Source organism: Paenimyroides baculatum, assembly GCF_008629655.1.
Classification (GTDB): Bacteria; Bacteroidota; Bacteroidia; order Flavobacteriales; family Flavobacteriaceae; genus Flavobacterium; species Flavobacterium baculatum.
Genome location: NZ_VWSG01000007.1, coordinates 50,675 through 76,512 on the forward strand (window position 1 = coordinate 50,675; position 25,838 = coordinate 76,512).

Here is a 25,838-nt window from a genome sequence, read left to right on the forward strand (position 1 = left end):
AGCACATGAAAAATTTATTTATAGCTGCAACAATGTTGTTATCGGTACAGTTTGTATCGGCACAATCAGCAGATTTTAAGAAGGATGTAGTAAATTACATTAAATTATCAGGTTCAGCATCACAAATGACAACAGTTTTAGAACCTCTTTTAGATCAAATGTCTGCTGAAGATCGTACGGCATTTAATAAAGAACTTCAAGAAAAATTGCCAAGTTTATACGATAAGATGGCAGAATCATTAATGAAATTCTACACGCATGAAGATATCAAGAAAATGAATGAATTTTACAATTCACCTGTTGGAAAGAAAATTCAAGAAACTACTCCTAAAATTACCAAAGATTTACTTCAAATTGGTCAATCGTGGGGAATGTCTGAATTGCAACCAATCATAATGAAGTACATGCAATAATTATAAAATCGAGGTTTAATAAACCTCGATTTTTGTTGTAATAATGTTAATCAATAACATTAAAATGAAAAATAATTGTAATTTAGATGTCTATTTTAAATAAAAAATTATGAAAAAGTTTATTTACGGCGCAATCATGATCTTTGCAGTGCAAACGGGTTTCGCTCAAACACAAGATGCTAAAACGTTCGTTGATAATATGGGAATGAAAACCAATATTGATGGCGTAAAAGAACAAATTTTACCAATGATTGATACTTCAAAAGTTGCTGATTTTAATAAAGAATTCGATGCATTAGTGAATGGCTTTGTAACAGATTTCTCAAAACTAATTGATGAAAGTTACAATGCTGCAGATTTAAAAGCAGTTAATAAAAAGTTTGCAGACACTAAAGAATTAGATGTAATTGAACCTAAAGATAAAGCTACATTTGAGCAAAAAGCAGGTGCTTTAAGCAACGAAGTAAACATGACTATGCAAGGTTTGGTTATGAAATATGCAAGTGCAGAAGTATTACAGCAAGCACAAGAATAATCAATACAAAAAAGATAAAGAGAGGCATTTACGCCTCTTTTTTTATGCGTATTTTTGAAAAAACATTAAACAATGAATTGTCCGTGCTCTTCCAATAAATTATACGCAGAATGCTGTGAACCTTATCATACTAAAGAAAAATATGCTCCAACTGCCGAAGCCTTGATGCGTTCGCGCTTTTCAGCCTTCGCTATTCCAAACGGCGACTATTTAATGAACACAACCTTACCGGCAAAACGTAAATTTCATACTAAAGAAGAACTTCAGGAATGGGGCGAAATCAATCAATGGATAAAGTTAGAAATCGTTAATGTTCCAACCATAAATCAAGTAGAATTTAAGGCATATTATATCGATCAAGATCAAAACGAGCAACTGCATCACGAATTATCGGTGTTTCAAAAAATGAACGATCGCTGGTATTATGTTTCGGGCGAATTTCTAAACGACAATTAATGTCTTAACTTCAATGTATATTTGATATGGGAAGAAGGAACGAAACCAACCGACTGGCACACAAGAAAAAGGTTGATCAGAAAAAGAATAAAGCAAGCAATGCCGAGGCACTTCGAAAGGAAAAATTAAAACAGATCCAGCAACAATTCAACCAGCAAAATAACCAAGATTTACAACAAGAATAACATGAAAATTCTACATACAGCCGATTGGCATTTAGGAAAACGTTTAGATGGTTTTTCACGATTTGAAGAACAGATTGATGTAATGAACGAAATCGTGGAAATTGCCGATCGCGAAAAGGTAGATTTGGTTTTAATTGCAGGCGATTTGTTCGATGCTTTTAATCCTGCTGTTGAAGCGGTTGATTTGTTCTACAAAACATTAAAACGCCTTACAAATAATGCACAGCGACCTGTAATTGCCATTGCCGGTAATCATGATTCACCCGATCGTATCAATGCACCCGATCCGTTAGCACGTGAATGCGGAATTATTTTAATTGGTTATCCAAACGAAAAGATACATTTGTTTGAATTAGATCATTTTAAAATAGAAAAATCTACTGAAGGTTTTATCGAAATAAATATTAAAAATATTGATTTCCCAATTAGAATCATTCATACTGCTTATGCAAACGAAATTCGTTTAAAACAGTATTTTGGCGAAGAAAAAGAAGAGCAACTAAACAATGTTTTAAAAGAACAATGGACAAAAATTGCCGATGAATTTTGTGACGATAGAGGTGTAAATCTGCTAATTTCACATTTATACATGAACAAGCGGGGAACATCACTTTTAGAAGAACCCGAAGGCGAAAAACTCATTAAAATTGGCAATGCAGATATGGTTTATTCCGATTGTATTCCGCCGCAAATTCAATATACTGCACTTGGTCATTTGCACGCGTTTAACAACATTAGCACAATCGAAAAGCCGGTTGTGTATTCGTCATCGCCTTTATGTTACAGTTTTGGCGAAGCTGGTCAAACCAAATATGTTTCCATCATAAATTCTCAGCCAAATCAAGCTGTAATCTTTACCAAAATAAATCTTACCAAAGGAAAAGCGTTAGTTCGTAAGACCTTTCAACTAGTTGGTGATGCAGTAAACTGGCTATTGGAAAATCCGGATACCTTGGTAGAATTGACTATGGAAACCGATACTTTTTTAACCACCGATGAGCGAAAAGCCATTTTTCAGGCACATTCGGGCATTGTGCATTTAATTCCGAAAATAAAAAGTAGTGATTTAAATGAAATTTCAGCAACGGAAATCAATTTGAATCAGGATATAAAAGACCTGTTTAAAGATTATTTTAAATCTAAAAACGCCCAGCAAGAACCAAACAATGAATTAATTGATTTGTTTAACGAAGTTTTAAATAATCACGAAAACTAATTTATGATCCCAATTAAACTCACAATAGAAGGTTTGTATTCTTATCAAAAAAGACAAACGATTGATTTTGAAAACCTGATAAATGCAGGTTTATTCGGTATTTTTGGTTCTGTTGGTTCGGGCAAATCCTCTATTTTAGAAGCCATTACTTTTGCGTTGTACGGCGAAACCGAACGATTAAATTCAAAGGACAAGCGCGCATACAACATGATGAATTTAAAATCGGACACTGCTTTTATTGCGTTCGATTTTTATAATTACGAAGACAAAATATTTCGTGTAACTCGTGAATTTAAACGAAATTCTAAACGGTTTGATGATATTAAAACGCCAACTGTTGTTTTTTATAAATGGATAAATAACGATTGGGTTCCGTTGAATCACGGCAATGCACAAGAAATTGTAGGGTTGAGTTATGTTAATTTTAAACGAACCATCATTATTCCGCAAGGCAGATTTAAAGAATTTATCGAATTGGGAGCGAAAGAACGAACCGAAATGATGAAGGAAGTTTTTAAACTGCATCGGTTTGATCTGTCTGATAAAGTTTCGGTTTTAAATAGTAAAAACCTGACAGAATTAAATCAGTTGGAAGGAAAATTGTGGGGTTATAAGGAAGTTTCCGAAGAAAACATTGCAGTTTTAAATGAAAAACTTGATAATGAAACGTTAATCCAAAACGAAAAACAGAGTGTTTTTAAAGCGACAAACGAAAAACTACAGCATTTAAAAAGTATAAAAACCGATTTTGAATCGTTACAAAGTAAAAGAAATCAGTTTACAGAATTCAACCATCAAAAACCTGCAATTGATCGTAAAAAATCGGAGTTAGAAATTTACGAACGTGTTTACAAAACCTTTAATCAGTTGTTGGTTGACAGTAAAAAATATGAAGTTGAAGTTCAAGAAAAAACCAATCAATTAACAAACCATAAAACACTTTTACAACAGTCGGAAGCTGAATTACTTAAGATTGAAGCTGCAATTAACGAAATAAAACCTTATTTTGATGATTTGCCAAACAAACGTTTGCAGGAAAACGATTTAGATTTTATTGCTAAAATACTTCAGTTTACAATTGATGTTGTTGAGTTAAAAAATAGAACTTCTAACGGCGAAATTAAAGTCCGTGAAATAGAGCAAGTTGTTAATCAACTGCAGCAAACCATAAAAGAAACCGAAATTGAAATAAACAATCTTGCGAAAAACCAGATAGAAACCACTGTTTTAATAAATGTTGAGAATTGGTTCAGCAAAAAACAGCATTTGGAGAAAGATTGGAATCTGCAAGAACAGAAAAATAATCAGTTAAAAAATGAAATTCAGCTTATTGAAAACGAATTAATCAGTGATAACATTAAAATTTCGACTTTTGAAGAAGATGTAAAAGTTTTGAACGATACTTTTTCACAACAAAAGAAGGAATTAACTGCAAAATTGCAATCTTTTCAGGTTCAGCAGGAATTGGCTCATTTTGCACACAACCTGCATAACGGCGAGGCTTGTCCGCTTTGTGGATCTTTAGAACATCCTGAAATTTTGACTTTAAATGACGTAGCATCGAATTTAAACGAAATTCAAAACGAAATAGATTTAGTTGATGTAAAACAGAATGAGTCAGTTGAATTAGCTAATAAAAATCGACAGAAAATTCAGAAGTTAACGATGCTTGAAGAACAATTTTCTAACGAAGATATGCGTTTAGAAGATTTAAGAAATCAAATGATTCAGCATAATATCGGTTTTATTTGGACAGATTTTAAGGCAGATAATTTTGAAGATTTTCAACAGAAAAAACAAGTATCGTTTGATTTAACCAAACAAATCGAAACTAAAAATAAATTCATTTCAGATCAAAGATCTCAATTAGAAAATCAGCAGGAATTACTCTTAAAATGTCGAAATAAATTAGCGGAATTGAAGTTAAATGAAGCCGAAAAGCAAGCGCAAATCAATCAAAATTTAAGTAATTTGAAAGTTCTTGATTTCGCAGATTTTAATAATTTTTCTGTTGAAGAAATCGAACAAAAATTAAATGATTTAAAAGTATTCAATCAAAAAACTGAAACTGATTTTAGTCTGTATAATCAGCAATATAATCAGTTAAATACTCAAATTCAGGTTCAAAAAGCATCGATTATATCAATAGAAAAACAATTGTTCGATCTAAATAAAAATCTGGAAGATTTAAATGATCTTTTCAACAAAAATCTGACCGATCAAAATATCGAAAACAAACAAAAAGTTGTCAAAATACTGCATTTAAACCTAAATGTGGAAGTTGTTCGAAAAGAAATTGAAGAATTTACGGTTGCTTACAAAACGTTGAATAATGAAATCCAAAATCTAGAAACAAAACTTAAAGACGAATTTTTCAATGAAGCTACTTATTATCAGTACGAAAAAGATTTTGAAACTGCAGAAATTGAATTAAAAATCGCAACCGAGAACGTTACTAAAACCAACGCAGAAATCACTCGTTTAACAGAAGCTTTCAATCAGAAAAAAGAATTATTGACAGCTTTGGATCAGCTTAAAAAAAGAGCAGAAAACCTGAAAACAATGAGCAATTTGTTTAAAGGTGCTGGTTTTGTTCAATATGTATCGTCGATTTATCTTAAACAATTGTGCGAAAATGCCAATGTGCGTTTCCGAAAAATGACGCGAAACCAGTTGAGTTTGCAGGTTAACGAGGCAAATGATTTTGAAGTGATCGATTATTTAAACGAAGGCAGAACGCGCAGTGTAAAAACGCTTTCGGGCGGACAATCGTTTCAAGTTTCGTTAAGTTTGGCGTTGGCGTTGGCAGAAAGTGTACAGACAAACAGCATTGCAAGCAAAAACTTTTTCTTTATTGATGAAGGTTTTGGAACGCAAGATGCCGAATCGGTTAATATTGTGTTTGAAACGCTGAACAACCTGCACAAAGAAAACCGTATTGTTGGAATTATATCGCACGTTGAAGAACTAAAAGAGCGTATTCCCGTTGCTTTGCAAATCACTAAAACCGATGAAGACGGAAGTTTAATTAAAGTTGTTTAACTATTCCCACCAAGCGGCTTCTTCTGCATCAAGTGCTATTTTATCGTTTTTTAAATAGGCATCGTTGTAGGTTTTCCAACCTTTATTGTTGTATTTCTCGTTGGGACTGAATTCGCCTGCTCCAAGATCGAAATCGGAAGGAACATCGGGCACACGGAAATCTGCCCATTTGCAAATTTTTGCTTCTTTTGTCTGATAATCTGTCCAAAAACCTTGGTATACGTTGTTTATGTAACTGTCGCGGTATAAATCCAAATCGTTGTAATAAACCTTATTGTCCTCTTCTACAATTTGAAACATTGCCTGATAAGTTCCTTCAAAAACTCCGGAATGATCCCGATCTGTAGGCTCTTTAAACTCATAAACACCCGAAATTATACCCTGATAAGTTGTAGGTAAACTTACCATTGTATCATCTAATTCACGATCTTTTATCTGTTTAATGGTTTGCAATTTAATAGTTCCTGCAAAACTTTCAATATTGTTGCCAACTTTCGATTTTCCTTTTACATGATACAAATCCGGATTGGTTTGATCTTTTTCAACATCGGTTATTTTTACGTGAATGCGTTTGTAACTGCTGCCAATTGTTCCAAAAACATTGTTCATTTGCAAACCTAAAATCACAGGCGAAAAATCGTAATTGTTAAACTCTTTTAACTCGTTTCCGGCAGAAATATATTCGGTTTCGGGTAAAATCTGCGTGAATCTGTTTTGTGCATTTCCAACAAACTGCCAAAGTAGTACAAAACATAAAATATAATTTTTCATATCGATATTTTCTACAAATGTAAGCGGTTTTGTTGTTCTAAACATAACTTTTTAAAAACCATAAGTTTACAGCACAGCGGTATCTTCGGTAAAATTCTGTTTAATTATGAAGAGAAGCGTTGAAGTAGCGGTAATTTCAGATACACATTTGGGAACTTACGGTTGCAAAGCCAAAGAGTTACTGAATTATTTACGATCGATCGATCCAAAAATATTGATTTTAAACGGCGATTTTATCGATATCTGGCAATTTAAGAAAAGTTATTTTCCTGAAAGTCATCTCGAAATCATCAAATACATTCTGAATCTGTCGCTAACAAACTGTCAGGTAATTTATCTTACAGGCAATCATGACGAGTTTCTGCGGAAATTTTCGCCTATGACTTTTGGAAAGATTCAACTGTTAGACAAGCATATTTTTGAATTAAACGGAAAGAAAGCCTGGGTTTTTCATGGCGATGTTTTCGATTCGTCTGTTCAGCATTCTAAATGGATCGCGAAATTAGGCGGCATTGGTTATGATTATTTGATCCGTTTGAACAACCTTTCAAACTGGATTTTAGCTAAAATGGGTCGCGAGAAATATTCCTTCAGCAAAAAAATAAAGAACAACATTAAAAAAGCCGTTAAGTTTATTGGCGATTTTGAAGAAACTGCTTCTGAACTGGCTATAGAAAATAAGTTTGATTACGTGATCTGCGGGCACATTCATCAACCGCAAAAAAGAGAAGTTTCTACTGCAAAAGGAAGTTGTTTGTATTTGAATTCCGGCGATTGGATCGAAAATTTAACAGCTTTGGAATACAACAACGGTTCGTGGGAAATTTATTATTACGAAAACGATTTGTTGATTGATTTAATGAATCAGATCGATCAAAAACCACAACAAACTCCCGATCAATACAAAGAAATTGAAGTTTTTTTTAAATGAAAATTTTATACGCATTACAAGCAACCGGCAACGGACACATTGCGCGCGCCAACGTTTTAGTACCCAAATTAAAAGAATATGCCGAAGTAGATGTATTTATTTCGGGTCAGAATTCACAGTTGCCGTTTAAAGGAAACGCCGTGCAGAACAAAGGAATTTCGTTGTTCTATTCTAAAAAAGGCGGCTTGAACTACAAGAAAATCATCAAAAAAAATTCGTTTGTGCAGTTTTTAAGATCGGTACAAAATGTTCCCATTCAACAATACGATTTAATTATTAACGATTTTGAACCTGTTACGGCATATGCTGCCAAGTATCGAAACAAAAAAATCATCGGATTAAGCCATCAGGCAGCGGTTTTACATGATAAAGCGCCAAAACCGCAGAAAGATTTTCATTTAAGTAAGCTTATTTTAAAGAAGTACGCGCCTATTCAAAATTCGTTTGGGTTTCATTTTACGAAATATGATGACAATATTTTCCATCCGATCATTCGTAGTTCTATCAAAAATTTAAACTGCGAAAAAGAAGATTACATTCTGGTTTATCTTCCAAGTTTTCATAACGACGAGTTGTATAAAGTACTTTCGCAAATTAAAAATGTTGATTGGATCGTTTTTTCGCCTTTCAGCAAAACATCCAAAAAGCAGGGGAACTGTACTTTTTTTCCTATTGATGAACAGTTGTTTACATCGTATCTGGCAACAACAAAAGGCGTTTTATGCGGGGCAGGTTTTGAGTTTCCTGCCGAAGTGTTGCATCTTAAAAAAATGCTTTATGTAGTGCCGATAAAAGGGCAGTTTGAGCAATACTGCAATTATTTGGCATTGAAAGAACTGGGCGTAACCGGAAGCGAAGATTTAAAAGTTGATAAATTAAAAAGCTGGTTATACAGCAACGATATTGTGGATATTTCGTTTAAAGATGAAACCGACCTTTTGATTGAAAAGGTTTTAAATACTTAATTTGTGCAAAATTTATTAAATAGTGCCGGGCTTTAGCCCGATGCTTCTATTAAAACAAAGTTGGCTTTAGCCACATCTCAATGAATTTTTGGCTGAAGCCTATTCTTTTTGCTTTTTACAAAACGAGCTAAAGCTCGTTTCAATTCATTTATTACAGCTTGTTTTTCTTTAAATGCGGATAAATTTTAATATATAAATGTTCAACTTTTTCGCGAGCCCATGGTGTTTTGCGCAAAAAAGTCAACGATGATTTTATGCTTGGATCTTTTGTAAAACAATTAATAGGAATTTCTTTGCCCATTGTTTCCCAGCCTTCAAAAAACTCTACCATTTCTTCGAGCATTTTTTGAAGCGTCATTCCGTGTAAAGGATTGTTGTTTGTCATAATACTAATAAAAAACCGACTCTCAATTGAAAGTCGGTTTCGTTTATAAATTAATGTGTTTCAGTACCGTCGATACCATGCGCGTGTCCGTGAGACAATTCTTCTTCGGTAGCCGGACGTGCAGCTATAACTTCTACATCGAAATTTAATTTTTTACCAGCCATTGGGTGATTTAAATCGGCAACAACTGCATTGTCGTTTACTTCAACAACAACCGCACGAAACTGATTTCCCTGATCATCAGTCAACGGTAACATAGCACCAACTGGCGGCAAGCCCGATTCGCTGAACATATCTAAAGGCAGTTGTGCCACAGCACTAGGATCGATTGTTCCGTAACCTTCTTCTGGTAAAATAGTGAACGATTTTTTATCGCCCGCTGTTAAACCATTCATTTCGTCTTCGAATTTAGGAATCATCATACCTACACCGTGTAAATATGTTAGGGGATTTTCTGTTGTAGTTTCTTCAACAAATACTTTTTCTCCGTTTGCTTCAATAGTATGAAGTTTGTAGTTTACCGTAACTACGTGGTTGTTTTCTATTGTCATTTTTTTGTATATTTCTTTGTTTTCCGAATAAAATCAACAATTGTTCCGCGTTGCTTTTATACCTTTTATGGCGTATAATTAAGTCGTTAATATGACTTTATGACATGTTTTGTGTTGCTGGCGATTGATTTTGGGCTACTCATAATTCATCTTCAGTTGCTCAAAGTCGGGAGACTTTGCGTAGCGGGTAAAAGTTGAGTGACTTTGCACAGCGAGGCGTGTTGTGCTGTGTTAAAATTCAACATATGTGTTAGCGTCTTTAATAAGGTAATCTTGTAAATCATTTGGGTTTATCAATACACTTTTCACAATATTTTCTCCTCTATATTGTAGTTTTAGTTCATTCATTTTCCAATAAAATGACTCTTTTAAAAAAATCAATTCTAAATTTTCAACATCATTATTTAAATAGTGCTTTCCTAGTTCTTTTAATGAACATATTGATATATTTTCAAAAGGCTTTACATTTTCATAAATTGGATATTCAATTATTTTTCCATATTCATCGTCGTAAGGAACAAGGTAACTCACTTTGTCTTCTTTTATCCAATTCAGACTCTCATCAAAAGCATAACCGATACAATATTTTACATTCTCAATAGGTTCAAAATAATAATATATTGAGTATTTTACTTTACATTTATCTAAATCTCTTTTTAGAGCATTGTTTTTGAAATTATCGAGACTATCTTTATACACTTTTTCAAAACTTTGGAATATTAATTTCTCTTTAAAATAAGCAGACGCCTCCTTTAAAATTATATTTTTAACTATTGAGTCAATTTTGATATAATCATGTTTAACCATTTCTATATTGCCTTTTTCGAAAGGATGTTTAATGTAACTGAAGTTTTTCGATTCTTGATTATAAGAATACGTTGGGCATTTTAAAATGTATTTAATATTTTCAAAAGTACCGCTCAGTAACTTTTCATTACACTGAGAGAATCCAGTATAACTGAAAAAGAAAATTAATAGAAATAGCATATTTTTCATATCTGCAATATAACAAAAAACCCACAAGGTCAAGCGGACCTTGCAGGTTCTAATATCTAAAATCTAGTATCTAAGTTTTAACAGACTACAACGGAATGTTTCCGTGTTTACGGTTTGGTGTTGCTACTTCTTTATTTTCGAGCATTTTAAATGCTTTGATTAATTTGCGACGTGTATCTTGCGGAAAAATAACTTCATCAATAAAACCACGTTGTGCTGCACGATACGGATTAGCGAATTTTTCAGCATATTCTGCTTCTTTTTCTGCTAATTTGGCTGCTGGATCTGCTGCTTCGGCGATTTCGCGTTTAAAGATAATTTCCGATGCTCCTTTTGCTCCCATTACTGCAATTTCAGCTCCTGGCCACGCAAAATTCATATCGGCACCAATGTGTTTAGAGTTCATTACATCGTACGCACCACCATAGGCTTTACGCGTAATTACGGTCACTTTTGGCACAGTAGCTTCAGACAACGCATACAATAATTTTGCACCGTGCACAATGATTCCGTTCCATTCCTGATCGGTTCCCGGTAAAAATCCAGGTACATCAACCAAAACTAATAACGGAATGTTGAAAGCATCACAAAAACGCACAAATCGAGCTGATTTTATTGATGAATTCACATCTAAACATCCTGCCAAAAACATTGGATTGTTTGCTACGATACCAACCGATTTTCCGCCGATACGTGCAAATCCTACAATAATATTTTCGGCATAATTTTTATGAATTTCGTAGAACGAATCTTCGTCGATCACATTGTTGATTACATCGTGCATATCATAAGGCTTGTTGGCATTATCTGGCACAATATTGTTTAACTGATCGCGGATTTCATCGCCAAATTCAAAAGGTAAGTCTTCAACAACTTCCTGATTATTTTGCGGAATGTAGCTTAACAAGCGTTTTACATCTTCTAAACACTCAATATCGTTAGCCGAAGTTGTATGTGCAACTCCTGATTTTGTTGAATGCGTTGATGCTCCACCCAATTCTTCTGCCGAAACGGTTTCATTGGTAACGGTTTTAACAACATTAGGTCCGGTAACGAACATATATGAAGATCCTTCAACCATCATAGTAAAATCGGTCATTGCCGGCGAATAAACTGCTCCACCTGCACATGGTCCCATGATTGCTGAAATTTGAGGAATAACGCCTGATGACTGTACATTTCTAAAGAAAATATCGGCATAACCACCTAACGAACGAACACCTTCTTGAATACGCGCTCCACCTGAATCGTTTAGTCCGATCATTGGTGCACCTACTTTCAACGCCATGTCCATTACTTTACAGATTTTTTCGGCATGCGTTTCAGACAAAGCTCCACCAAAAACGGTAAAATCCTGTGCAAAAGCATACACTAAACGTCCGTTTACTGTTCCGTAACCTGTGATTACACCATCACCTAAATAATGTTCTTTATCTAAACCGAAATCTTTGGTACGGTGTGTTACAAAAGCACCGATTTCTTCGAACGATCCTTCATCGAAAAAATATTCGATACGTTCACGAGCCGTTAATTTCTTTTTTGCATGTTGCGCTGCAATACGCTTTTCGCCACCGCCTAATTGGGCTTCGGCTAATTTTTTATTTAAAATATCGAATTTTGTATTTGATTCCATTTTCTTTCTTTTATTTAGCCCTTAGTCTTTAGTTATCAGCTTTAAGACTTAGAACTTTAGACTTTCGACTATAGCTTCGTTGGTACGCGTAAAACTTTTTGATCAGCAAAATAGTTCTTTAAAGCTACCAATACAGCAACTTCTGCCTCTTTTGCCTGATTTTCTTTAATGATATCGGCACTGTAAAATTTCTTAACGAAATTGGTATCGAAATCTCCAGAAACAAACGCATCATGCTTAAACACAAACGTACCAAAAGGCAATGTTGTGCTTACACCCTCAATCTTATAATCTTGAATTGCCTTTAGCATCAACTCAATTGCTTCGTTACGGTCTTTACCATACGTGATTAGTTTTGAAAGCATTGGATCGTAATAAATAGGCACATCCATACCTTGTTCAAAACCGTTATCTACTCTTATTCCCTCACCTTCCGGCAAAATGTAAGTAGATAAATTTCCAACCGATGGCAAGAAATCATTCAAAGGATCTTCGGCATACACACGTAATTCCAACGCATGGCCTTTTATTTTTAAATCTTCTTGTTTAATTGGAAGTACTTCGCCACGAGCTACACGAATCTGCATTTCTACTAAATCAATTCCTGTGATCAATTCCGTAACCGGATGTTCAACCTGCAAACGCGTATTCATTTCTAAAAAGTAGAAATTCTTGTTTTCATCCAATAAAAACTCAACCGTTCCTGCACCAACATAATCACACGATTTTGCCACTTTTACAGCAGCTTCGCCCATTGCCTGACGAATTTCGGGAGTTAAAACGGCAGAAGGTGCTTCCTCAACGACTTTTTGGTGACGACGCTGAACCGAACATTCACGTTCGAACAAATAAATCACGTTTCCGTGTGTATCTGCCATTACCTGAATTTCGATATGGCGCGGAGAACCTACATATTTTTCAATAAAAACAGATCCATCTCCAAAAGCTGAAGTTGCTTCGGAAATAGCGCGCTGCATTTGCGATTCAAAATCTTCTTCCTTCTCTACCACACGCATTCCTTTTCCACCACCACCGGCAGATGCTTTGATCAAGATAGGAAAACCGACTTCTTTTGCTACTTGTTTCGCTTCATCGATATCGGTAATTGCGTGATCCAAACCAGGAACCATAGGGATATCGTAGGCTTTTACAGTATCTTTTGCTGCCAATTTATCGCCCATTACTTCAATGGCATGCGATTTTGGACCGATAAACGTGATTCCGTTTTTCTCTGCCATTTCGGCAAATTTCGAGTTTTCTGATAAAAATCCGTAACCCGGATGAATACCGTCAACACCTAATTCTTTACATACTTCGATGATTTTATCGCCTAAAAGATACGATTGGTTCGATGGTGCTTCGCCTATACAAACAGCCTCGTCGGCAAATTTTACGTGAGGCGACTGGCGATCGGCAACAGAATAAACAGCAACGGTTTTAATTCCCATTTTTTTTGCCGTTTTCATTACGCGCAGTGCAATTTCACCACGGTTTGCAACTAATATTTTTTTCATTATGATTTTCTACAAATTAAATGATTCAAAGATTGAATGATTAAAAAATTGTTCTATTCGTTCGACTTTTCTCTTTAAGAATAAATCTATTCGAATTCAATTAATAACTGACCTTTTTCAACTGCCTGACCTTTTGTAACCGCAATAGATTTAATGATTCCGGCACGAGGCGAATCGAAACTGTTTTCCATTTTCATGGCTTCTAAGATCAACAGGTTATCGCCTTCGTTTACTTCTTGACCCACGGTAACGTTAATTTCCAAAATCAATCCCGGCATTGGCGCTTTAATGGCATTTACCACTTTGGCTTTACCAACTTCAAATCCCATTTCTTTAATCAACTGGTCTAAATGGTTGGCAATGCTAACCACGTATTCGTTGTTATTTACAACTACGGTATATGTTTTGTTGATAAAATCGGTGTTCACAACCTTGGCGTGGTACGAAGTATTGTTGTGTAACACATGAAAGTTTTCCTGATCTAAACTCACTGCATCGGCTGCAAGCATTTGCTCTTCTGTAACATCAAAGTTGTATTCTTTATTTACAGAAACTTTAAGTGTGTTGTTCATTTTATTTAATTGTTTCTAGGGGTAAAGTTATTTAAAAAATCGCAATTATTTTATTAAAACAGCGGTTTAATGCATTAATTAAATGCTTCTTACGATATTTGAAAAAAATAATGAAATGAATAAATATTCTGTAGTTTTTATGCCCGATTTGCAAACTATTGAAGCAGTTAAGCAGATGAAATTGCTGTTAGCGGATAAAATAGGCTGGTTTAACAGTAAAAATTCACTGGCACATTTTACTATTTTTGAATTTTTTGAAGACGATTTACAAGAAGATAAATTTTGTGCGCAGTTAGATAGAATTGCTTCTGAAATCAAATCTTTTAATATGCAGTGTGATGCATTTGACTGGTTTAATAACGGTGCTTTTTACATTAAACCCAATGAAGTTTCTGCTACAAAAATGACCGAATTGATGAAACAGGTTCTAAAAGAGTCGACCCAAATTAAAAAGACCATTACCAATACAAATCCACATTTATCAATCTCCAGAAGGTTATCACCAGAAAAATTAGAAATTACCAAACAACTGTTTACCAAAATTAATTTAGAATTTGCCGTAACAAACCTCACTTTAAGAAAGTTTGATGAAAACTTGAAACAGTTCACTGTTTATAAAGAATTTCCTTTACTTGGAAAGCCTAAAGAAATACAAGGAAGTTTGTTTTAAGATATTTTGTTATTTTTGCCGAAACGTTACTTATGAAACAAATTATTACCGATTTCTTTTCTTTTATCAAGAAACCAAAAGACTTTCAATACTCTGGAATTGACAAAACTTATAAATGGAAGGTGTTTTTTACGCTTTTTATATTCAATATATGTTTCACAATTATCTCCGTGGGAATAATCTCAGTAATTGAAGAATTCTATCCTTTAGATCATAAATTAGATGAATTAGATTTAAGTCCGCTTCTTATGCTTTTAGTGGTTTCAATACTAATTCCATTTATTGAGGAAGTTATTTTTAGATTGGGATTACGCAGAAAAGGAATTTTAAAGAGGTTGTTTACTGTAGAAAAATGGTCAAAATGTTTCTCAATATTTACCTATATCTCCGTCTTGATCTTTGCTTTAGTACATGGTACCAATTATTATTTCGATAATTATTGGTTTTTGTTATTAGTTCCCTTTTTAACTTTATCACAATTTGCTTCTGGTTTTATCATGACCTACTTACGCGTTCAATTTAATTTTTGGATAGGATATCTATTCCACGCTACATGGAATTTCACAGCAATCTCTTTAACAATTTTACCAAATCTTTTTGGGTCTGAAACCATTATCAATAAAGAAACTTATCATTTAGAAATTAGAGAAAATTCTCCTTTCCAAATCAAAGATAAAGAACTAATTTTTTCTACAAATATTGACACAATCTATCAATTAGAAACGGAAGGCAATAAAACAGAAGAAATTTTAAAAGCGATTCATGCCGAAAATAAATTTGAACCTGTTTCAGACTATATCGATATCAAATTTACTTCTGAAAAAGGAATACCAACAGATTCTTTACTTCATATTTTGGAAACAGAAGGATATATAGAAAAGAAAGCGAAAACCAATTAGTTTTCGCTTTTGTTTTTTAAGTAATGATTCAACAAAAAGGCAGTTGAACAATCGTGTTTTTTTATTTCGTTTGCCTGCAGTTCGGTTTTAATGTTGTTTGCTAAAACCTTTCCGTACTCCACACCAAATTGGTCAAAACTGTAAATGTTCCAAATATAGCCTTGCACAAACGTTTTATGTTCGTATAATGCCAGCAAACTTCCTAAAGATTCAGGTGTTAACTTGTCAATCAAAATAGTGTTCGATGGTCGGTTACCTTTAAATTCTTTGTAAACTGCGTTTTTATCATTGCTGTCTTCTGTATGATAATTTCCTTCCTTACCATTCATCAATGCTTCGGTTTGGGCAAAAAAGTTAGCCATTAACAAATCGTGCAAATCACTTTCGTAAAAAGGTTTTATGAATCCAATAAAATCGGTCGGAATAATCTTTGTCCCCTGATGAAACAACTGAAAAAACGCATGTTGCGAATTGGTCCCAACTTCGCCCCAAACAATGGTTCCGGTTTCGTAATTCACCGGACTTCCGTTTCTATCGACACTTTTCCCGTTACTTTCCATAATAACCTGCTGCAAATAAGCTGGCAACATTTTTAATTTATCAACATACGGAACAACCGCTTCGGTTTCAAAACAGAAAAAGTTGTTGTACCAGATAGAAAGCAACGCCAAAATAACCGGAATATTTTCTTTAAAAGGCGTGTTGGCAAAATGCTGATCCATTTGGTTGGCACCGCTTAATAATTGTTTAAAATTATTAAAACCTATGGACAAAGCCGTACTTAAACCAACGGCACTCCACAACGAATAACGTCCGCCAACATAATCCCACATTGGGAAAATGTTCTGTGCTTCAATGCCATAATTTACCGCTTCGGGAATGTTTGACGAAACCGCCACAATATGATCTTGCGTTTTTAAACCGTTTTGCAACAGCCAGTTTTTAAAAATATCGGCATTGCTAATAGTTTCCAGCGTTGTAAACGATTTTGAAACCATCACAACCAAGGTAGTTTCTAACTGAAGTTTGCCCTTTAAACATTCAATAGTATCATTGTCGATGTTTGATATATAGTGAACATTTAAATGATTTTTATAATCAGCCAAAGCTTCGGTAACCAGTTTTGGACCTAAATCTGAACCGCCGATTCCGATATTAATTACATCTGTAAACGCTTTTCCTGTTGATCCTTTAAAATCGCCCGAAATCACGCTCTCTGTAAACTGCTGAATTTGTTTTAAAGCCGCAGCAACTTCTTCGGTCTGCTTTTCTGATTCTTTTCTTAAATCGGTATGAAGTACTTTTCTGCCTTCAGTTTCATTGATGGTTTCTCCGCTTAAAAGCGCATTGATTCCTTCTTTAAGATCAACCTCTTCTGCCAATTTAACCAACAGATCAATTGTTTCTTTAGTTATTCTGTTTTTGGAAAAATCGACTAAAAAATCGTTCCAAATAATATTAAAATCATTAACACGCGTTGGGTTTTCGTTAAAAAGTTCCTGCATCTTTACAAACTGAACTTCGTAAAAATGTTCACGTAACTTTTGCCACGCCTGTGTTTCGGTAGGATTATTCTTTGGTAATGACATTAATTTTCAAATTTTTCTTGAAGTTTGTCTTCTATAGCTTTTTTAACTGGTTTTATCTGGGTTAGATAAGTAGCAATATCTTTATTATCCATAGCCAGAGATGTTGGTAATTTTTGTTTTAAAGGATCTACCTGAACGCCGTTTTTCCAAAATCGGTAGCAAACATGCGGACCTGTAGCCAAACCGGTACTGCCCACTTTACCAATTACCTGACCTTGGGTTACACTTTGTCCGGGACGAACCAATATTTTAGACATGTGTAAATATTGGGTTGTGTACATGCCGTTATGCTTTACTTTTACATAATTACCGTTACCCGATGTTCTGCCGGTTTCAACTACAACACCAGATGCGGTGGTCATAATTGGTGTTCCTTGTGGCGCGGCATAATCGGTTCCGTTATGCGCTTTAAAACGTTTTTGAACGGGATGAAACCTGTTTTTCGAAAACTTTGATGTGATGGTAAAATATTTTAAAGGCGATTTTAAAAACATGGTACGCATTTGCTTACCGGTTTCATCAAAAAACTGTGCTTCTTTTTCGCCTTCTTGTTTGTACGGAAAACCATAAACATCTTTACCGTTGTAACTGAAATATGCTCCTAAAATTTCTTCGGTTCCCACGTAAATAGAATCGTTAATGAACTTTTCTTTTACGGAAAGGGCAAATTTATCGCCACTTTTAAACTTAAAAAAATCGACAGTCCATGCGAAACGTTTTGCCAAACCTGCTGCTAAACCTGGATCTAATCCTTCTTTTTGGATCGATGCCGATAAAGATCCGTCAATTTCGCCGGCAATTGTTTTAACTTTGTACGATACCGGATAATCTACGGTGTAAGCATGAATAGAATCTCGAAAATCGATCACCTGAAAACCCATTTTATCGGGTTCGTAAATTAAAATTTCTAATTTAGGAATGGTTTCTTTCGATTTTAACAACGTAAATGTTTTACCTGCTTTGATCTTTCGAACATCAAACGAATCTTTTACTTTACCAACAATGTCGTGAATTTCGGTAGCATCGTAATTATGGCGTGCCAAAATCAAACTTAAATTATCTCCACGCTCAACGGTATCACGCTCTACATGATATTCGTTCAAAGAAAAACCATAGGCAAATTCAGGTTTAACTTCTTCTTTGTCTTTCACGGCTACTTCGGCAAATTCAGGTTCTGACTCCTTTTTATTGCACGCAAAAAGTACCGAAAAAACTGTTAGAGATAATATGAGCTTGAAAAACTTCATTACAAAGCGTCTTTTCCCCAGTTTGCTAATTCTTCTTCGCTCCACAATTCCGGGAAGAAAATTCTGCGTTGGTATTGCGGTAACATGTATTTTTTCCAATCGCTTCCACCTGTCGCTTCTTGCGGACCTGCTTCACTTTCGATGTATTTTTTTGCCGCTTTAAAATGCCCCATAACCCATGTAATATTCACGGTTTTATCGTAATGACGCATTGCCTGGCGTAAATCTTCGTTCTGTTGATCTTCTATTGGAAGTTGTTTGAACTTTTGCCAAAGGTTTGATGTGTTGTATTTCTGCATAAAATCAATGAATTCTTTTTTGTATTTTTTTTCGAATTCATTGATTAAATAAGACTTTTTTCCTGTTTTGTAATCTTTACCCGCAGCTTGCCAATACATGTGTTCAAAAGCATTTTCGTACGGCGTATTTCTGTCGATAGTTTCACGGTAACGAGCATCGATCAAATTAATTAAATCGGTTGAAGCAAATTCAATCAAACGATATTGTGCACTTTGAAATCCACTTGCCGGTGTTAAGGTGTTGCGGAATTTCAGGTATTGTTCTGTTTCCATTCCGTCACCCATAATGGTGAACGATGTGGTTAACATATCAAAATAACGAGAAATTCTTCCTAAACGTTCGGTAAAAAATGGCGTTGTTAAATTTTCTGCGAAGCAAACCTGTTCCATTTCCCACAAGATCATTTTAAACAACAATTCGTTTACCTGATGGTACATGATAAAAACCATTTCATCTGGCAGGGTTGAACGTTGGATCTGTAAATTAAGTAGCGCATCGGTTTGTATGTAATCCCAATAAGTAATTGGTTTTTGCCATAACATTCCTTCTAAATGTGTGTCTAATTTTTGATCTATTTTAGTGAATTTATCCTGTAAGGCTTCTATTTTTTGTTTGCGTTCGTTTGAGATTTCCATTATTTTACGACTTTCAAAGTAGTTTTTAAATTTTTATATTGAGTTAACTCTGCCTTTAAAGATCCAACCAGTAAACTTGCCTGAATTTTCAACGGAACTCTGTTCTCATCGTTTGAAACCCAAAGAGTTAAACTTTCTTCTTCTTTAAAAACACGCCCCGACATTACATACGGACGGAACTTCATAGTGTTAACCGTACCAAATTTAGTTTTAATTTTCTCATAACCCATAAATTTTAGTTTAAATTTAAAGATTTCGTCATCAAAAAACATATCAATCTGTATGGTTTCGCCCACCTTAATATTGTCTAACTTTTCGTGATTACGCAAATGGTAAAACGATGAAATAACATCTTGAATTTTTGAATTTACGTTGTATGTTTTTTCAGTTTTTGCTTTGTAATCTTTCAATAAAACAGTGTTGGTTTTGTAGTTTATAAAACCTTCTTGATTTTTGGTGTATCCGCCCTCGTTAATTTTTCTTACAAAACGGTAAGGTTGCCCTGTTGTTTTATCGAAATAACTTTGATAATCGTCTTTTACCTTAAAAAAAGATTTCGATAAACCAGTTGTATGCCCATCGCCTTTTGCATGGTACACGCTTTTGCCGTTATACGTTGTTTCTTTCAACTCTAACGTGGCAATTCCCGCATTTATAAAGCCGTAAGAAACCTGAAATTTAAAATATTCACCTGATTTAAAAGCCGATGACTGCCCATAACCAAGCATAGTTATAAATAGAACCACAAAGGTTAAAAATGTATTTTTCATATTCTTCAATTTTTAGGAAAGATACAAAACAATATTTATTCCAAAGTTATTAAAAAACAAAAAAACCCAGTTGTTACCAACTGAGTTTTTATGCTATTAACCAACCAAAAAACTATAAATTATGAAAAATTTATTACAATTTCCAAGGCTTTTAACCACCCTGATTTTGTGAGTGCAAAGGTAGGTTTTTAATTTAAATGTATAAACACTATTTTGTATTTAACACAACTTTAACTGTTTGTGCTTAAAAAGCAGATTATTAAAGTGTTCCACGTTTTTCTTGCTCTCTCTCTATTGATTCAAATAACGCTTTAAAGTTACCTGCACCAAATCCGCGAGCGCCCATACGCTGAATTACTTCAAAGAATAATGTTGGACGATCTTCTACCGGTTTAGTGAAAATCTGTAACAAATATCCTTCCTCATCGGCATCAATCATGATTCCTAATTTTTGTAATTCATTGATATCTTCTTTGAATTTATCCATGTGATCTTTTAAACGCTCTGGAATTGCATCGTAATATTCTTGTGGAGGAATAGATAAAAATTCTACACCACGCGCTTTCATTTCAGAAACTGTTTTAATGATGTCGTCAGTAGCAACTGCAATATGCTGTACACCCGGACCTTCGTAGAAATCCAAATACTCTTCAATTTGTGAACGTTTTTTACCTTCAGCCGGCTCGTTGATCGGGAATTTAATTCTTCCGTTTCCGTTTGCCATAACTTTAGACATTAACGCAGAGTATTCAGTTGTGATTTGTTTATCATCAAAAGACAAGAAGTTTACGAAACCTAAAATATCTTCGAACCACTTAACCCAAACGTTCATTTCGTTCCAACCTACATTACCAACCATGTGGTCAATAAATTTTAAACCAACCGGAGCCGGGTTATAATCGCTTTCCCATTTAACATATCCAGGTAAAAACAAGCCGTTATAGTTTCTACGCTCTGTAAACATGAAAACCGTTTCGCCATAAGCATAAATTCCTGCTTGGATAATTTCACCGTTTTCATCTGACGTTACTTTTGGTTCCATATACGAAACAGCACCACGTTTAGTAGTTTCTTCGTAAGCCGAAACAGCATCTTCAACCCATAAAGCCACAACTTTTACACCGTCGCCATGTTTTTTAACGTGCTCACCGATTGCAGAATCAGAATTTAAAGCCGTTGTAAGAATAATACGTATTTTATCTTGTTTGATAACGTACGATGCTCTGTCACGAACGCCAGTTTCTAATCCTGAATAAGCTTCAGACTGAAAACCGAATGCCGTTTTGTAGAAGTGAGCTGCCTGTTTTGCATTTCCTACATAAAATTCAACATAATCTGTACCTAAAATTGGTAAGAAATCTTGTGCTCCTTCAAATATTTTTTCTAATCCGTACTCAACAGATTTTAATTCGTTTGACATAATATTAAAATTATATTTTGTTACTATTGTTGTTATTTTATTCTTGATTTAAAGAATCTTGGTAATTGTAAATGGTATCTTCTTCTACTTGCTGATCCCATTCATATTCATCGTTTTCGTATGAAATAGTATCGGTTTTACTTTTATTTAATTCTTCTCTGATCGATGAAAACATGAAAGTTCCATACACAATAAGGTATCCAAGAAAAATAAATGTTATTATGCCATTTAAAACAAGGGCAATAATATTTAAAACCTTTGCCGTACTAACATTCTGTCTGCTGTTTGGTAAATATGCGTTTGGATTTAACTGATATTCACGTAAACTTTTGTTAGCACTTATTAATCCTATGATCGAAAGAATAAGTCCTATAATAGAAAAGCCGCAGCAACCTAAAATAATTGCCATACATAAGGCAACTATTCCTAAAATTAATGAACTTGGATCGGCAGGTAATTTGTTTTGATACATTTATTATTTTATTAATCTAGCCAAGATTGGTAATATTGTTCATCGGCTATTTTCATAGCTTCTTCGGTAACCATTAATGGCTTAAAGGTATCAACCATTACGGCTAATTCTTGTGTGTCAACTTTACCTATGCTTCGCTCCATTGCGCCCGGGTGCGGTCCGTGTGGAATTCCGGCTGGGTGTAACGAAATATGTCCGGCTTCTATATCGTTACGGCTCATAAAATCACCATCTACATAATAAAGTACTTCATCAGAATCGATATTACTGTGATTGTAAGGTGCCGGAACAGATTCCGGATGATAATCATACAAACGCGGAACAAACGAACACACTACAAATGCATCTGATTCAAAAGTTTGATGCACCGGTGGCGGCTGATGGATTCGACCTGTAATCGGTTCGAAATCGTGGATTGAAAATGCATACGGAAAGTTGTATCCATCGTATCCAACAACATCAAACGGATGTGAAGCGTAAACCATATCAAAAATTTCGTCTTGCTTACGTACTTTAATTAAAAAATCCCCTTTTTCATCGTAGGTTTCCAATTCTTCTGGTCGGCGGATATCACGTTCGCAAAACGGCGAATGTTCTAACAACTGCCCAAACCAGTTGCGGTAACGTTTTGGCGTATAAATTGGTCGGCGCGATTCTACAATAAACAAACGGTTATCGTCTGTATCAAAATCAATTTTATAAATAACTCCGCGTGGAATCAGTAAATAATCACCGTATTTAAAATCTAAATTACCTAAAATGGTGCGTAATTTACCTGTACCTCTGTGAATGAAAATTAATTCATCGGCATCGGTATTCTTATAAAAATAATCTTGTGTTTTATCTGAAGGTGCAGCCAAAACTATCGTTAAATCGCTGTTTGTTAAAACGGCTTTACGGCTTTCTAAATAATCGGGCGTTTTTGGCACCTGAAATCCGCGTAAACGATACGATTGTATGTTATTTGCACGTGCAATTTTAGGCGCAACGCTGTAAGAACCTTTAATTTCTTTAACCTGTGTTGGACGATGTTCGTGGTACATGTTTGAAGACATACCGTCGAAACCAACTGTGCCAAACAACTGCTCGTAATAAAAACCGCCGTTAGGCTTGCGAAACTGTATGTGGCGCTTATGTGGAATTTTTCCTAATTTATGATATAAAGGCATATTTGTTAGTTTTTAATTAATGATAAAAGCATAGCTCAGCCTTCTTCATTCGGGATTCCGCTTAATGAAGTATTTTAGTTTTGATAATAATCCTTGCCATGTTTCCATACCAAACAAATATAAAAACTATTTTTTTGTGATTATTAATTTTAACCAAAAATAAAAAGAATCACGTAAATTTTTACCTTATTTAAAACCAAAATCCTAAACTAAACCAGGTATAATGGATTTTTACTTCGGGTGAATAAGACTGCTTTATTTCCAGCGGACCAACAACGGTTTGGAAGCCGTATCCTAATGCATATCCCGAATTTATTGGCATTTCTAACCAGTCGTTGTACTGAAACATGGCATCTTTTAAATACATATAATTTGCTGTGAAATTTAAATGATGCTTTTTATAAAAACGGTAATCAACGCGTAAAAGTGCTTTAAGATAGGTGTTTGCATTTAGACTTAAAAAATCATAGCCATAAAAAGGTTTGATGTTCCATATGGATTGAAAACCGTATCCGCCCAGAAAATAATTCATGTTTGTAGATGGAGTGCGTCCGATTGTTAAACCAACATCAGCTTTTGTTTCGATTGAGATCCGATCGAAAAATGTTTTTACCATTCCCAATTCTCCGTTTACCTGCGTAAAAGGTTCAAAATTTTCGTTATAGTCCGATGAGAAAATGGTATGCTTAATTTCTGCATTAAAATTAACGCCTCGGGTTGGAAAATACTTGTTATCATAGGTATCTAAAACCACATTAAAATACGGACTTATGTAATGACTGTTGTCTAACCAGCTTTTTTGTAAGCTTAAATTCGCGATATCAACAATCTGATATTTGTGTTCCACACCCATTCCAATTACAAACTTGTCGTTGTAATAATTTTGCAGATACAGACGGTTTGTTAGATCGTTCCAATCGGTATTAAAAATATCAAAACCAAGAAATTCTGGTGGAATAACGCCGGTTTCGTAAGGCTTTGCGTTGTATTTAAATTTGTTGAAACGGCTTTGCGCACCAAAACTCCAACGGAAACCATTATCTACCAAATAATTAAAATTATATCGAATATTATCGCCAAAAATAAAATCGAGCGATGCCAAATCGTTCTTAAAAAGTAGTTTTTTCTGCGTAACATTGACCAATGCGGCACTTTTGTAAAGGTTATCGAAATGCAGACCAAATTTTAAAAATCGATTTACCGTGTTTTCCTTCAAATTCAAAACTAAATTGTCGCCCTCTTCGTCGGCCTTTTCAAAATGATACGAAATCCCACTAAAGTTCTGCGTTGCATTTAGGTTTGTGATACCATTTTCCAATCTTTTAAACGATACGCATTCGTCTCTAAAATAACCCAGTTTCCCAAAAACATAATCTTTGTTGTAATTTTTTAACTTGTTCATACTAACCGAATGCACATGAATATCATCGGTAAACATATAGTCAGGCAATTTTGGTTTTTTATAATTACTGCTGATTTGTTGCAATTGCGGTATTTTTTCTTTGGCTGCTGCTATTCCCTTTTGAATGATCTCGTTTCCTTTATCGAAAGTCACCACCGAAAAAGTAGAAATATCGGGTTTTATGTAGATATCGGTTTGCTTTTTCTTCTCGTCCATGCCACCATACATGCCGTAATTGGCAATCTGCATTAAGATATCCAAAGCTCCTTTTAGATTTTCACGATCTTTTTTACCGTCTTGAACATCAACACCAATAATGATGTCGATGCCCCGATCGCGAAGTTCCTTAATAGGGTAATTATTAACTACACCGCCATCAATCAACAAACGATCATCAATTTCAACAGGTGTGTAAAGCGACGGAAATGCGCCACTTGCCAAGATACTCTGCGGTAGATTTCCTTTTTCTAACACAACGGCTTCGCCCGAAACTACATCGGTTGCAATGCAAAGAAACGGAATGGAAAGTTTAGAAAAATCTTGTTCGTAGCGAACATGCGCCAACAGTTTGTTTAGCAGATTGTAATTGTACATTCCTTTTGAAAGCGATACCGGACTGCCTATTTTGAAATCATCAAATGGAAGCTGCAACGCATAAATTTCATCGTTACGCTTTTCATAAAACGATTTTGAATTTCTAGGGATATAATCTTGTAAAAGGGCATCGGCATCAACCGATTTAAAGATAGAATCTAATTGCGAAGCATTGTAGCCCGACGCGTACAAACCGCCAATGATAGCACCCATACTTGTGCCGCCGATATAATCGATTTTGACGCCCTGCTCTTCCAACACCTTTAAAACACCTATGTGCGCCAAACCTTTTGCACCTCCACCACTTAATACCAAACCAACTTTAGGACGCTGATTTTCTTGGGCAAAAGCCGAGAAGCATGCTGTAAAAAGAAACAAGCATCCAAGGAAAAGTTTCATCATGGCTGTTTTGGTTTTTGGTGTTCATCAAATTTAATTAAAAAATTGAAACAAGCGTATTACCAAATGCTAAAGTATGGTATAAAAAAAAGCTTCCGGTTAGGGAA

The 25,838-nt window shown here is 34.7% G+C and carries 25 protein-coding genes; 10 read left to right on the forward strand and 15 right to left on the reverse strand.

Features of this window, described 5'->3' with window-relative positions:
* Positions 1-5 precede the first annotated feature (5 nt).
* From F0460_RS10240 to F0460_RS10260, 6 genes are all read left to right on the forward strand, one after another.
* Positions 6-413: a DUF2059 domain-containing protein gene (locus F0460_RS10240; protein ID WP_190304132.1), complete on the forward strand. Its 408-nt coding sequence runs from the start codon at positions 6-8 to the stop codon at positions 411-413.
* 109 nt (positions 414-522) lie between these two features.
* Complete coding sequence (locus F0460_RS10245; RefSeq protein WP_150012881.1) at positions 523-948, forward strand: hypothetical protein; 426 nt, start codon at positions 523-525, stop codon at positions 946-948.
* A 72-nt stretch (positions 949-1,020) separates the two neighbouring features.
* Positions 1,021-1,404 (forward strand): YchJ family protein, encoded by a 384-nt coding sequence (locus F0460_RS10250; RefSeq protein ID WP_150012883.1) that lies wholly within the window; start codon positions 1,021-1,023, stop codon positions 1,402-1,404.
* A 26-nt stretch (positions 1,405-1,430) separates the two neighbouring features.
* Complete coding sequence (locus tag F0460_RS16190) at positions 1,431-1,589, forward strand: hypothetical protein (RefSeq protein WP_190304133.1); 159 nt, start codon at positions 1,431-1,433, stop codon at positions 1,587-1,589.
* Position 1,590: 1 nt separating this feature from the next.
* Positions 1,591-2,805 (forward strand): metallophosphoesterase family protein, encoded by a 1,215-nt coding sequence (locus F0460_RS10255; RefSeq protein ID WP_150012885.1) that lies wholly within the window; start codon positions 1,591-1,593, stop codon positions 2,803-2,805.
* Positions 2,806-2,808: 3 nt separating this feature from the next.
* On the forward strand, positions 2,809-5,847 hold the full coding sequence (locus tag F0460_RS10260) for an SbcC/MukB-like Walker B domain-containing protein (protein WP_150012887.1): 3,039 nt from the start codon (positions 2,809-2,811) through the stop codon (positions 5,845-5,847).
* Here F0460_RS10260 and F0460_RS10265 read toward each other — a convergent pair whose 3' ends face one another.
* Positions 5,848-6,663 carry a hypothetical protein gene (locus F0460_RS10265; protein WP_150012889.1) on the reverse strand — a complete coding sequence of 272 codons (816 nt, stop codon included), beginning with the start codon at positions 6,661-6,663 and terminating at the stop codon, positions 5,848-5,850. It abuts the gene before it with no gap.
* A 61-nt stretch (positions 6,664-6,724) separates the two neighbouring features.
* Between F0460_RS10265 and F0460_RS10270 the strand changes: the two genes are divergently transcribed.
* Both F0460_RS10270 and F0460_RS10275 read left to right on the forward strand, forming a co-directional pair.
* On the forward strand, positions 6,725-7,549 hold the full coding sequence (locus tag F0460_RS10270; RefSeq protein ID WP_150012891.1) for a UDP-2,3-diacylglucosamine diphosphatase: 825 nt from the start codon (positions 6,725-6,727) through the stop codon (positions 7,547-7,549).
* On the forward strand, positions 7,546-8,514 hold the full coding sequence (locus F0460_RS10275) for a glycosyltransferase family protein (RefSeq protein ID WP_150012893.1): 969 nt from the start codon (positions 7,546-7,548) through the stop codon (positions 8,512-8,514). Before F0460_RS10270 ends, F0460_RS10275 begins: the two co-directional genes overlap by 4 nt.
* 151 nt (positions 8,515-8,665) lie before the next feature.
* Here F0460_RS10275 and F0460_RS10280 read toward each other — a convergent pair whose 3' ends face one another.
* From F0460_RS10280 to F0460_RS10305, 6 genes are all read right to left on the reverse strand, one after another.
* On the reverse strand, positions 8,666-8,899 hold the full coding sequence (locus F0460_RS10280) for a VF530 family protein (RefSeq protein ID WP_150012895.1): 234 nt from the start codon (positions 8,897-8,899) through the stop codon (positions 8,666-8,668).
* 50 nt (positions 8,900-8,949) lie between these two features.
* Complete coding sequence (locus F0460_RS10285; RefSeq protein WP_150012897.1) at positions 8,950-9,450, reverse strand: FKBP-type peptidyl-prolyl cis-trans isomerase; 501 nt, start codon at positions 9,448-9,450, stop codon at positions 8,950-8,952.
* A 231-nt stretch (positions 9,451-9,681) separates the two neighbouring features.
* Positions 9,682-10,446, reverse strand: a complete 765-nt coding sequence (locus F0460_RS10290) for a hypothetical protein (RefSeq protein ID WP_150012899.1) — start codon at positions 10,444-10,446, stop codon at positions 9,682-9,684.
* 85 nt (positions 10,447-10,531) lie between these two features.
* Entirely contained in the window at positions 10,532-12,079 is a 1,548-nt protein-coding gene (locus F0460_RS10295) for an acyl-CoA carboxylase subunit beta (protein WP_150012901.1), read from the reverse strand.
* 68 nt (positions 12,080-12,147) lie between these two features.
* The gene (gene accC / locus F0460_RS10300; protein WP_150012903.1) at positions 12,148-13,593 is read right to left on the reverse strand and encodes an acetyl-CoA carboxylase biotin carboxylase subunit; all 1,446 of its coding nucleotides are present in this window, start codon (positions 13,591-13,593) and stop codon (positions 12,148-12,150) included.
* Positions 13,594-13,679: 86 nt separating this feature from the next.
* Positions 13,680-14,165 (reverse strand): acetyl-CoA carboxylase biotin carboxyl carrier protein subunit, encoded by a 486-nt coding sequence (locus F0460_RS10305; protein WP_150012905.1) that lies wholly within the window; start codon positions 14,163-14,165, stop codon positions 13,680-13,682.
* A gap of 115 nt (positions 14,166-14,280) precedes the next feature.
* On the opposite strand from F0460_RS10305, the gene F0460_RS10310 reads away from it, so the two are divergent.
* Both F0460_RS10310 and F0460_RS10315 read left to right on the forward strand, forming a co-directional pair.
* Entirely contained in the window at positions 14,281-14,835 is a 555-nt protein-coding gene (locus tag F0460_RS10310) for a 2'-5' RNA ligase family protein (protein WP_190304134.1), read from the forward strand.
* 32 nt (positions 14,836-14,867) lie between these two features.
* Positions 14,868-15,734, forward strand: a complete 867-nt coding sequence (locus F0460_RS10315; RefSeq protein ID WP_150012909.1) for a CPBP family intramembrane glutamic endopeptidase — start codon at positions 14,868-14,870, stop codon at positions 15,732-15,734.
* Here F0460_RS10315 and pgi read toward each other — a convergent pair.
* The 8 genes from pgi to F0460_RS10355 all read right to left on the reverse strand — a co-directional run bounded on the left by pgi (position 15,731) and on the right by F0460_RS10355 (position 25,734).
* Positions 15,731-17,323, reverse strand: a complete 1,593-nt coding sequence (gene pgi / locus F0460_RS10320; RefSeq protein WP_150012911.1) for a glucose-6-phosphate isomerase — start codon at positions 17,321-17,323, stop codon at positions 15,731-15,733. The two genes, F0460_RS10315 and pgi, sit on opposite strands and share 4 nt — an antisense overlap.
* Positions 17,323-18,570 (reverse strand): peptidoglycan DD-metalloendopeptidase family protein, encoded by a 1,248-nt coding sequence (locus F0460_RS10325; protein WP_150012913.1) that lies wholly within the window; start codon positions 18,568-18,570, stop codon positions 17,323-17,325. The genes pgi and F0460_RS10325 overlap by 1 nt, the downstream gene beginning before the upstream one ends.
* Positions 18,570-19,505 (reverse strand): tryptophan 2,3-dioxygenase family protein, encoded by a 936-nt coding sequence (locus F0460_RS10330; RefSeq protein ID WP_150012915.1) that lies wholly within the window; start codon positions 19,503-19,505, stop codon positions 18,570-18,572. Before F0460_RS10330 ends, F0460_RS10325 begins: the two co-directional genes overlap by 1 nt.
* The gene (locus tag F0460_RS10335) at positions 19,505-20,275 is read right to left on the reverse strand and encodes a DUF3108 domain-containing protein (protein ID WP_150012917.1); all 771 of its coding nucleotides are present in this window, start codon (positions 20,273-20,275) and stop codon (positions 19,505-19,507) included. Before F0460_RS10335 ends, F0460_RS10330 begins: the two co-directional genes overlap by 1 nt.
* Before the next feature lie 259 nt (positions 20,276-20,534).
* The gene (hppD, locus tag F0460_RS10340) at positions 20,535-21,695 is read right to left on the reverse strand and encodes a 4-hydroxyphenylpyruvate dioxygenase (protein ID WP_150012919.1); all 1,161 of its coding nucleotides are present in this window, start codon (positions 21,693-21,695) and stop codon (positions 20,535-20,537) included.
* A 37-nt stretch (positions 21,696-21,732) separates the two neighbouring features.
* The gene (locus F0460_RS10345; RefSeq protein ID WP_150012921.1) at positions 21,733-22,167 is read right to left on the reverse strand and encodes a CCC motif membrane protein; all 435 of its coding nucleotides are present in this window, start codon (positions 22,165-22,167) and stop codon (positions 21,733-21,735) included.
* A gap of 11 nt (positions 22,168-22,178) precedes the next feature.
* Complete coding sequence (locus F0460_RS10350) at positions 22,179-23,336, reverse strand: homogentisate 1,2-dioxygenase (RefSeq protein ID WP_150012923.1); 1,158 nt, start codon at positions 23,334-23,336, stop codon at positions 22,179-22,181.
* 190 nt (positions 23,337-23,526) lie between these two features.
* A complete protein-coding gene (locus tag F0460_RS10355) occupies positions 23,527-25,734 on the reverse strand; it encodes a patatin-like phospholipase family protein (RefSeq protein WP_223810800.1) in 2,208 nt (735 codons plus the stop codon).
* Positions 25,735-25,838 lie beyond the last annotated feature (104 nt).

Coding starts and splice junctions, on each gene's coding strand:
- F0460_RS10240 (WP_190304132.1), top strand. CDS start 6: ATGAAAAATTTATTTATAGCTGCAACAATGTTGTTATCGGTACAGTTT.
- F0460_RS10245 (WP_150012881.1), top strand. CDS start 523: ATGAAAAAGTTTATTTACGGCGCAATCATGATCTTTGCAGTGCAAACG.
- F0460_RS10250 (WP_150012883.1), top strand. CDS start 1,021: ATGAATTGTCCGTGCTCTTCCAATAAATTATACGCAGAATGCTGTGAA.
- F0460_RS16190 (WP_190304133.1), top strand. CDS start 1,431: ATGGGAAGAAGGAACGAAACCAACCGACTGGCACACAAGAAAAAGGTT.
- F0460_RS10255 (WP_150012885.1), top strand. CDS start 1,591: ATGAAAATTCTACATACAGCCGATTGGCATTTAGGAAAACGTTTAGAT.
- F0460_RS10260 (WP_150012887.1), top strand. CDS start 2,809: ATGATCCCAATTAAACTCACAATAGAAGGTTTGTATTCTTATCAAAAA.
- F0460_RS10265 (WP_150012889.1), bottom strand. CDS start 6,663: ATGTTTAGAACAACAAAACCGCTTACATTTGTAGAAAATATCGATATG.
- F0460_RS10270 (WP_150012891.1), top strand. CDS start 6,725: ATGAAGAGAAGCGTTGAAGTAGCGGTAATTTCAGATACACATTTGGGA.
- F0460_RS10275 (WP_150012893.1), top strand. CDS start 7,546: ATGAAAATTTTATACGCATTACAAGCAACCGGCAACGGACACATTGCG.
- F0460_RS10280 (WP_150012895.1), bottom strand. CDS start 8,899: ATGACAAACAACAATCCTTTACACGGAATGACGCTTCAAAAAATGCTC.
- F0460_RS10285 (WP_150012897.1), bottom strand. CDS start 9,450: ATGACAATAGAAAACAACCACGTAGTTACGGTAAACTACAAACTTCAT.
- F0460_RS10290 (WP_150012899.1), bottom strand. CDS start 10,446: ATGAAAAATATGCTATTTCTATTAATTTTCTTTTTCAGTTATACTGGA.
- F0460_RS10295 (WP_150012901.1), bottom strand. CDS start 12,079: ATGGAATCAAATACAAAATTCGATATTTTAAATAAAAAATTAGCCGAA.
- accC (WP_150012903.1), bottom strand. CDS start 13,593: ATGAAAAAAATATTAGTTGCAAACCGTGGTGAAATTGCACTGCGCGTA.
- F0460_RS10305 (WP_150012905.1), bottom strand. CDS start 14,165: ATGAACAACACACTTAAAGTTTCTGTAAATAAAGAATACAACTTTGAT.
- F0460_RS10310 (WP_190304134.1), top strand. CDS start 14,281: ATGAATAAATATTCTGTAGTTTTTATGCCCGATTTGCAAACTATTGAA.
- F0460_RS10315 (WP_150012909.1), top strand. CDS start 14,868: ATGAAACAAATTATTACCGATTTCTTTTCTTTTATCAAGAAACCAAAA.
- pgi (WP_150012911.1), bottom strand. CDS start 17,323: ATGTCATTACCAAAGAATAATCCTACCGAAACACAGGCGTGGCAAAAG.
- F0460_RS10325 (WP_150012913.1), bottom strand. CDS start 18,570: ATGAAGTTTTTCAAGCTCATATTATCTCTAACAGTTTTTTCGGTACTT.
- F0460_RS10330 (WP_150012915.1), bottom strand. CDS start 19,505: ATGGAAATCTCAAACGAACGCAAACAAAAAATAGAAGCCTTACAGGAT.
- F0460_RS10335 (WP_150012917.1), bottom strand. CDS start 20,275: ATGAAAAATACATTTTTAACCTTTGTGGTTCTATTTATAACTATGCTT.
- hppD (WP_150012919.1), bottom strand. CDS start 21,695: ATGTCAAACGAATTAAAATCTGTTGAGTACGGATTAGAAAAAATATTT.
- F0460_RS10345 (WP_150012921.1), bottom strand. CDS start 22,167: ATGTATCAAAACAAATTACCTGCCGATCCAAGTTCATTAATTTTAGGA.
- F0460_RS10350 (WP_150012923.1), bottom strand. CDS start 23,336: ATGCCTTTATATCATAAATTAGGAAAAATTCCACATAAGCGCCACATA.
- F0460_RS10355 (WP_223810800.1), bottom strand. CDS start 25,734: ATGATGAAACTTTTCCTTGGATGCTTGTTTCTTTTTACAGCATGCTTC.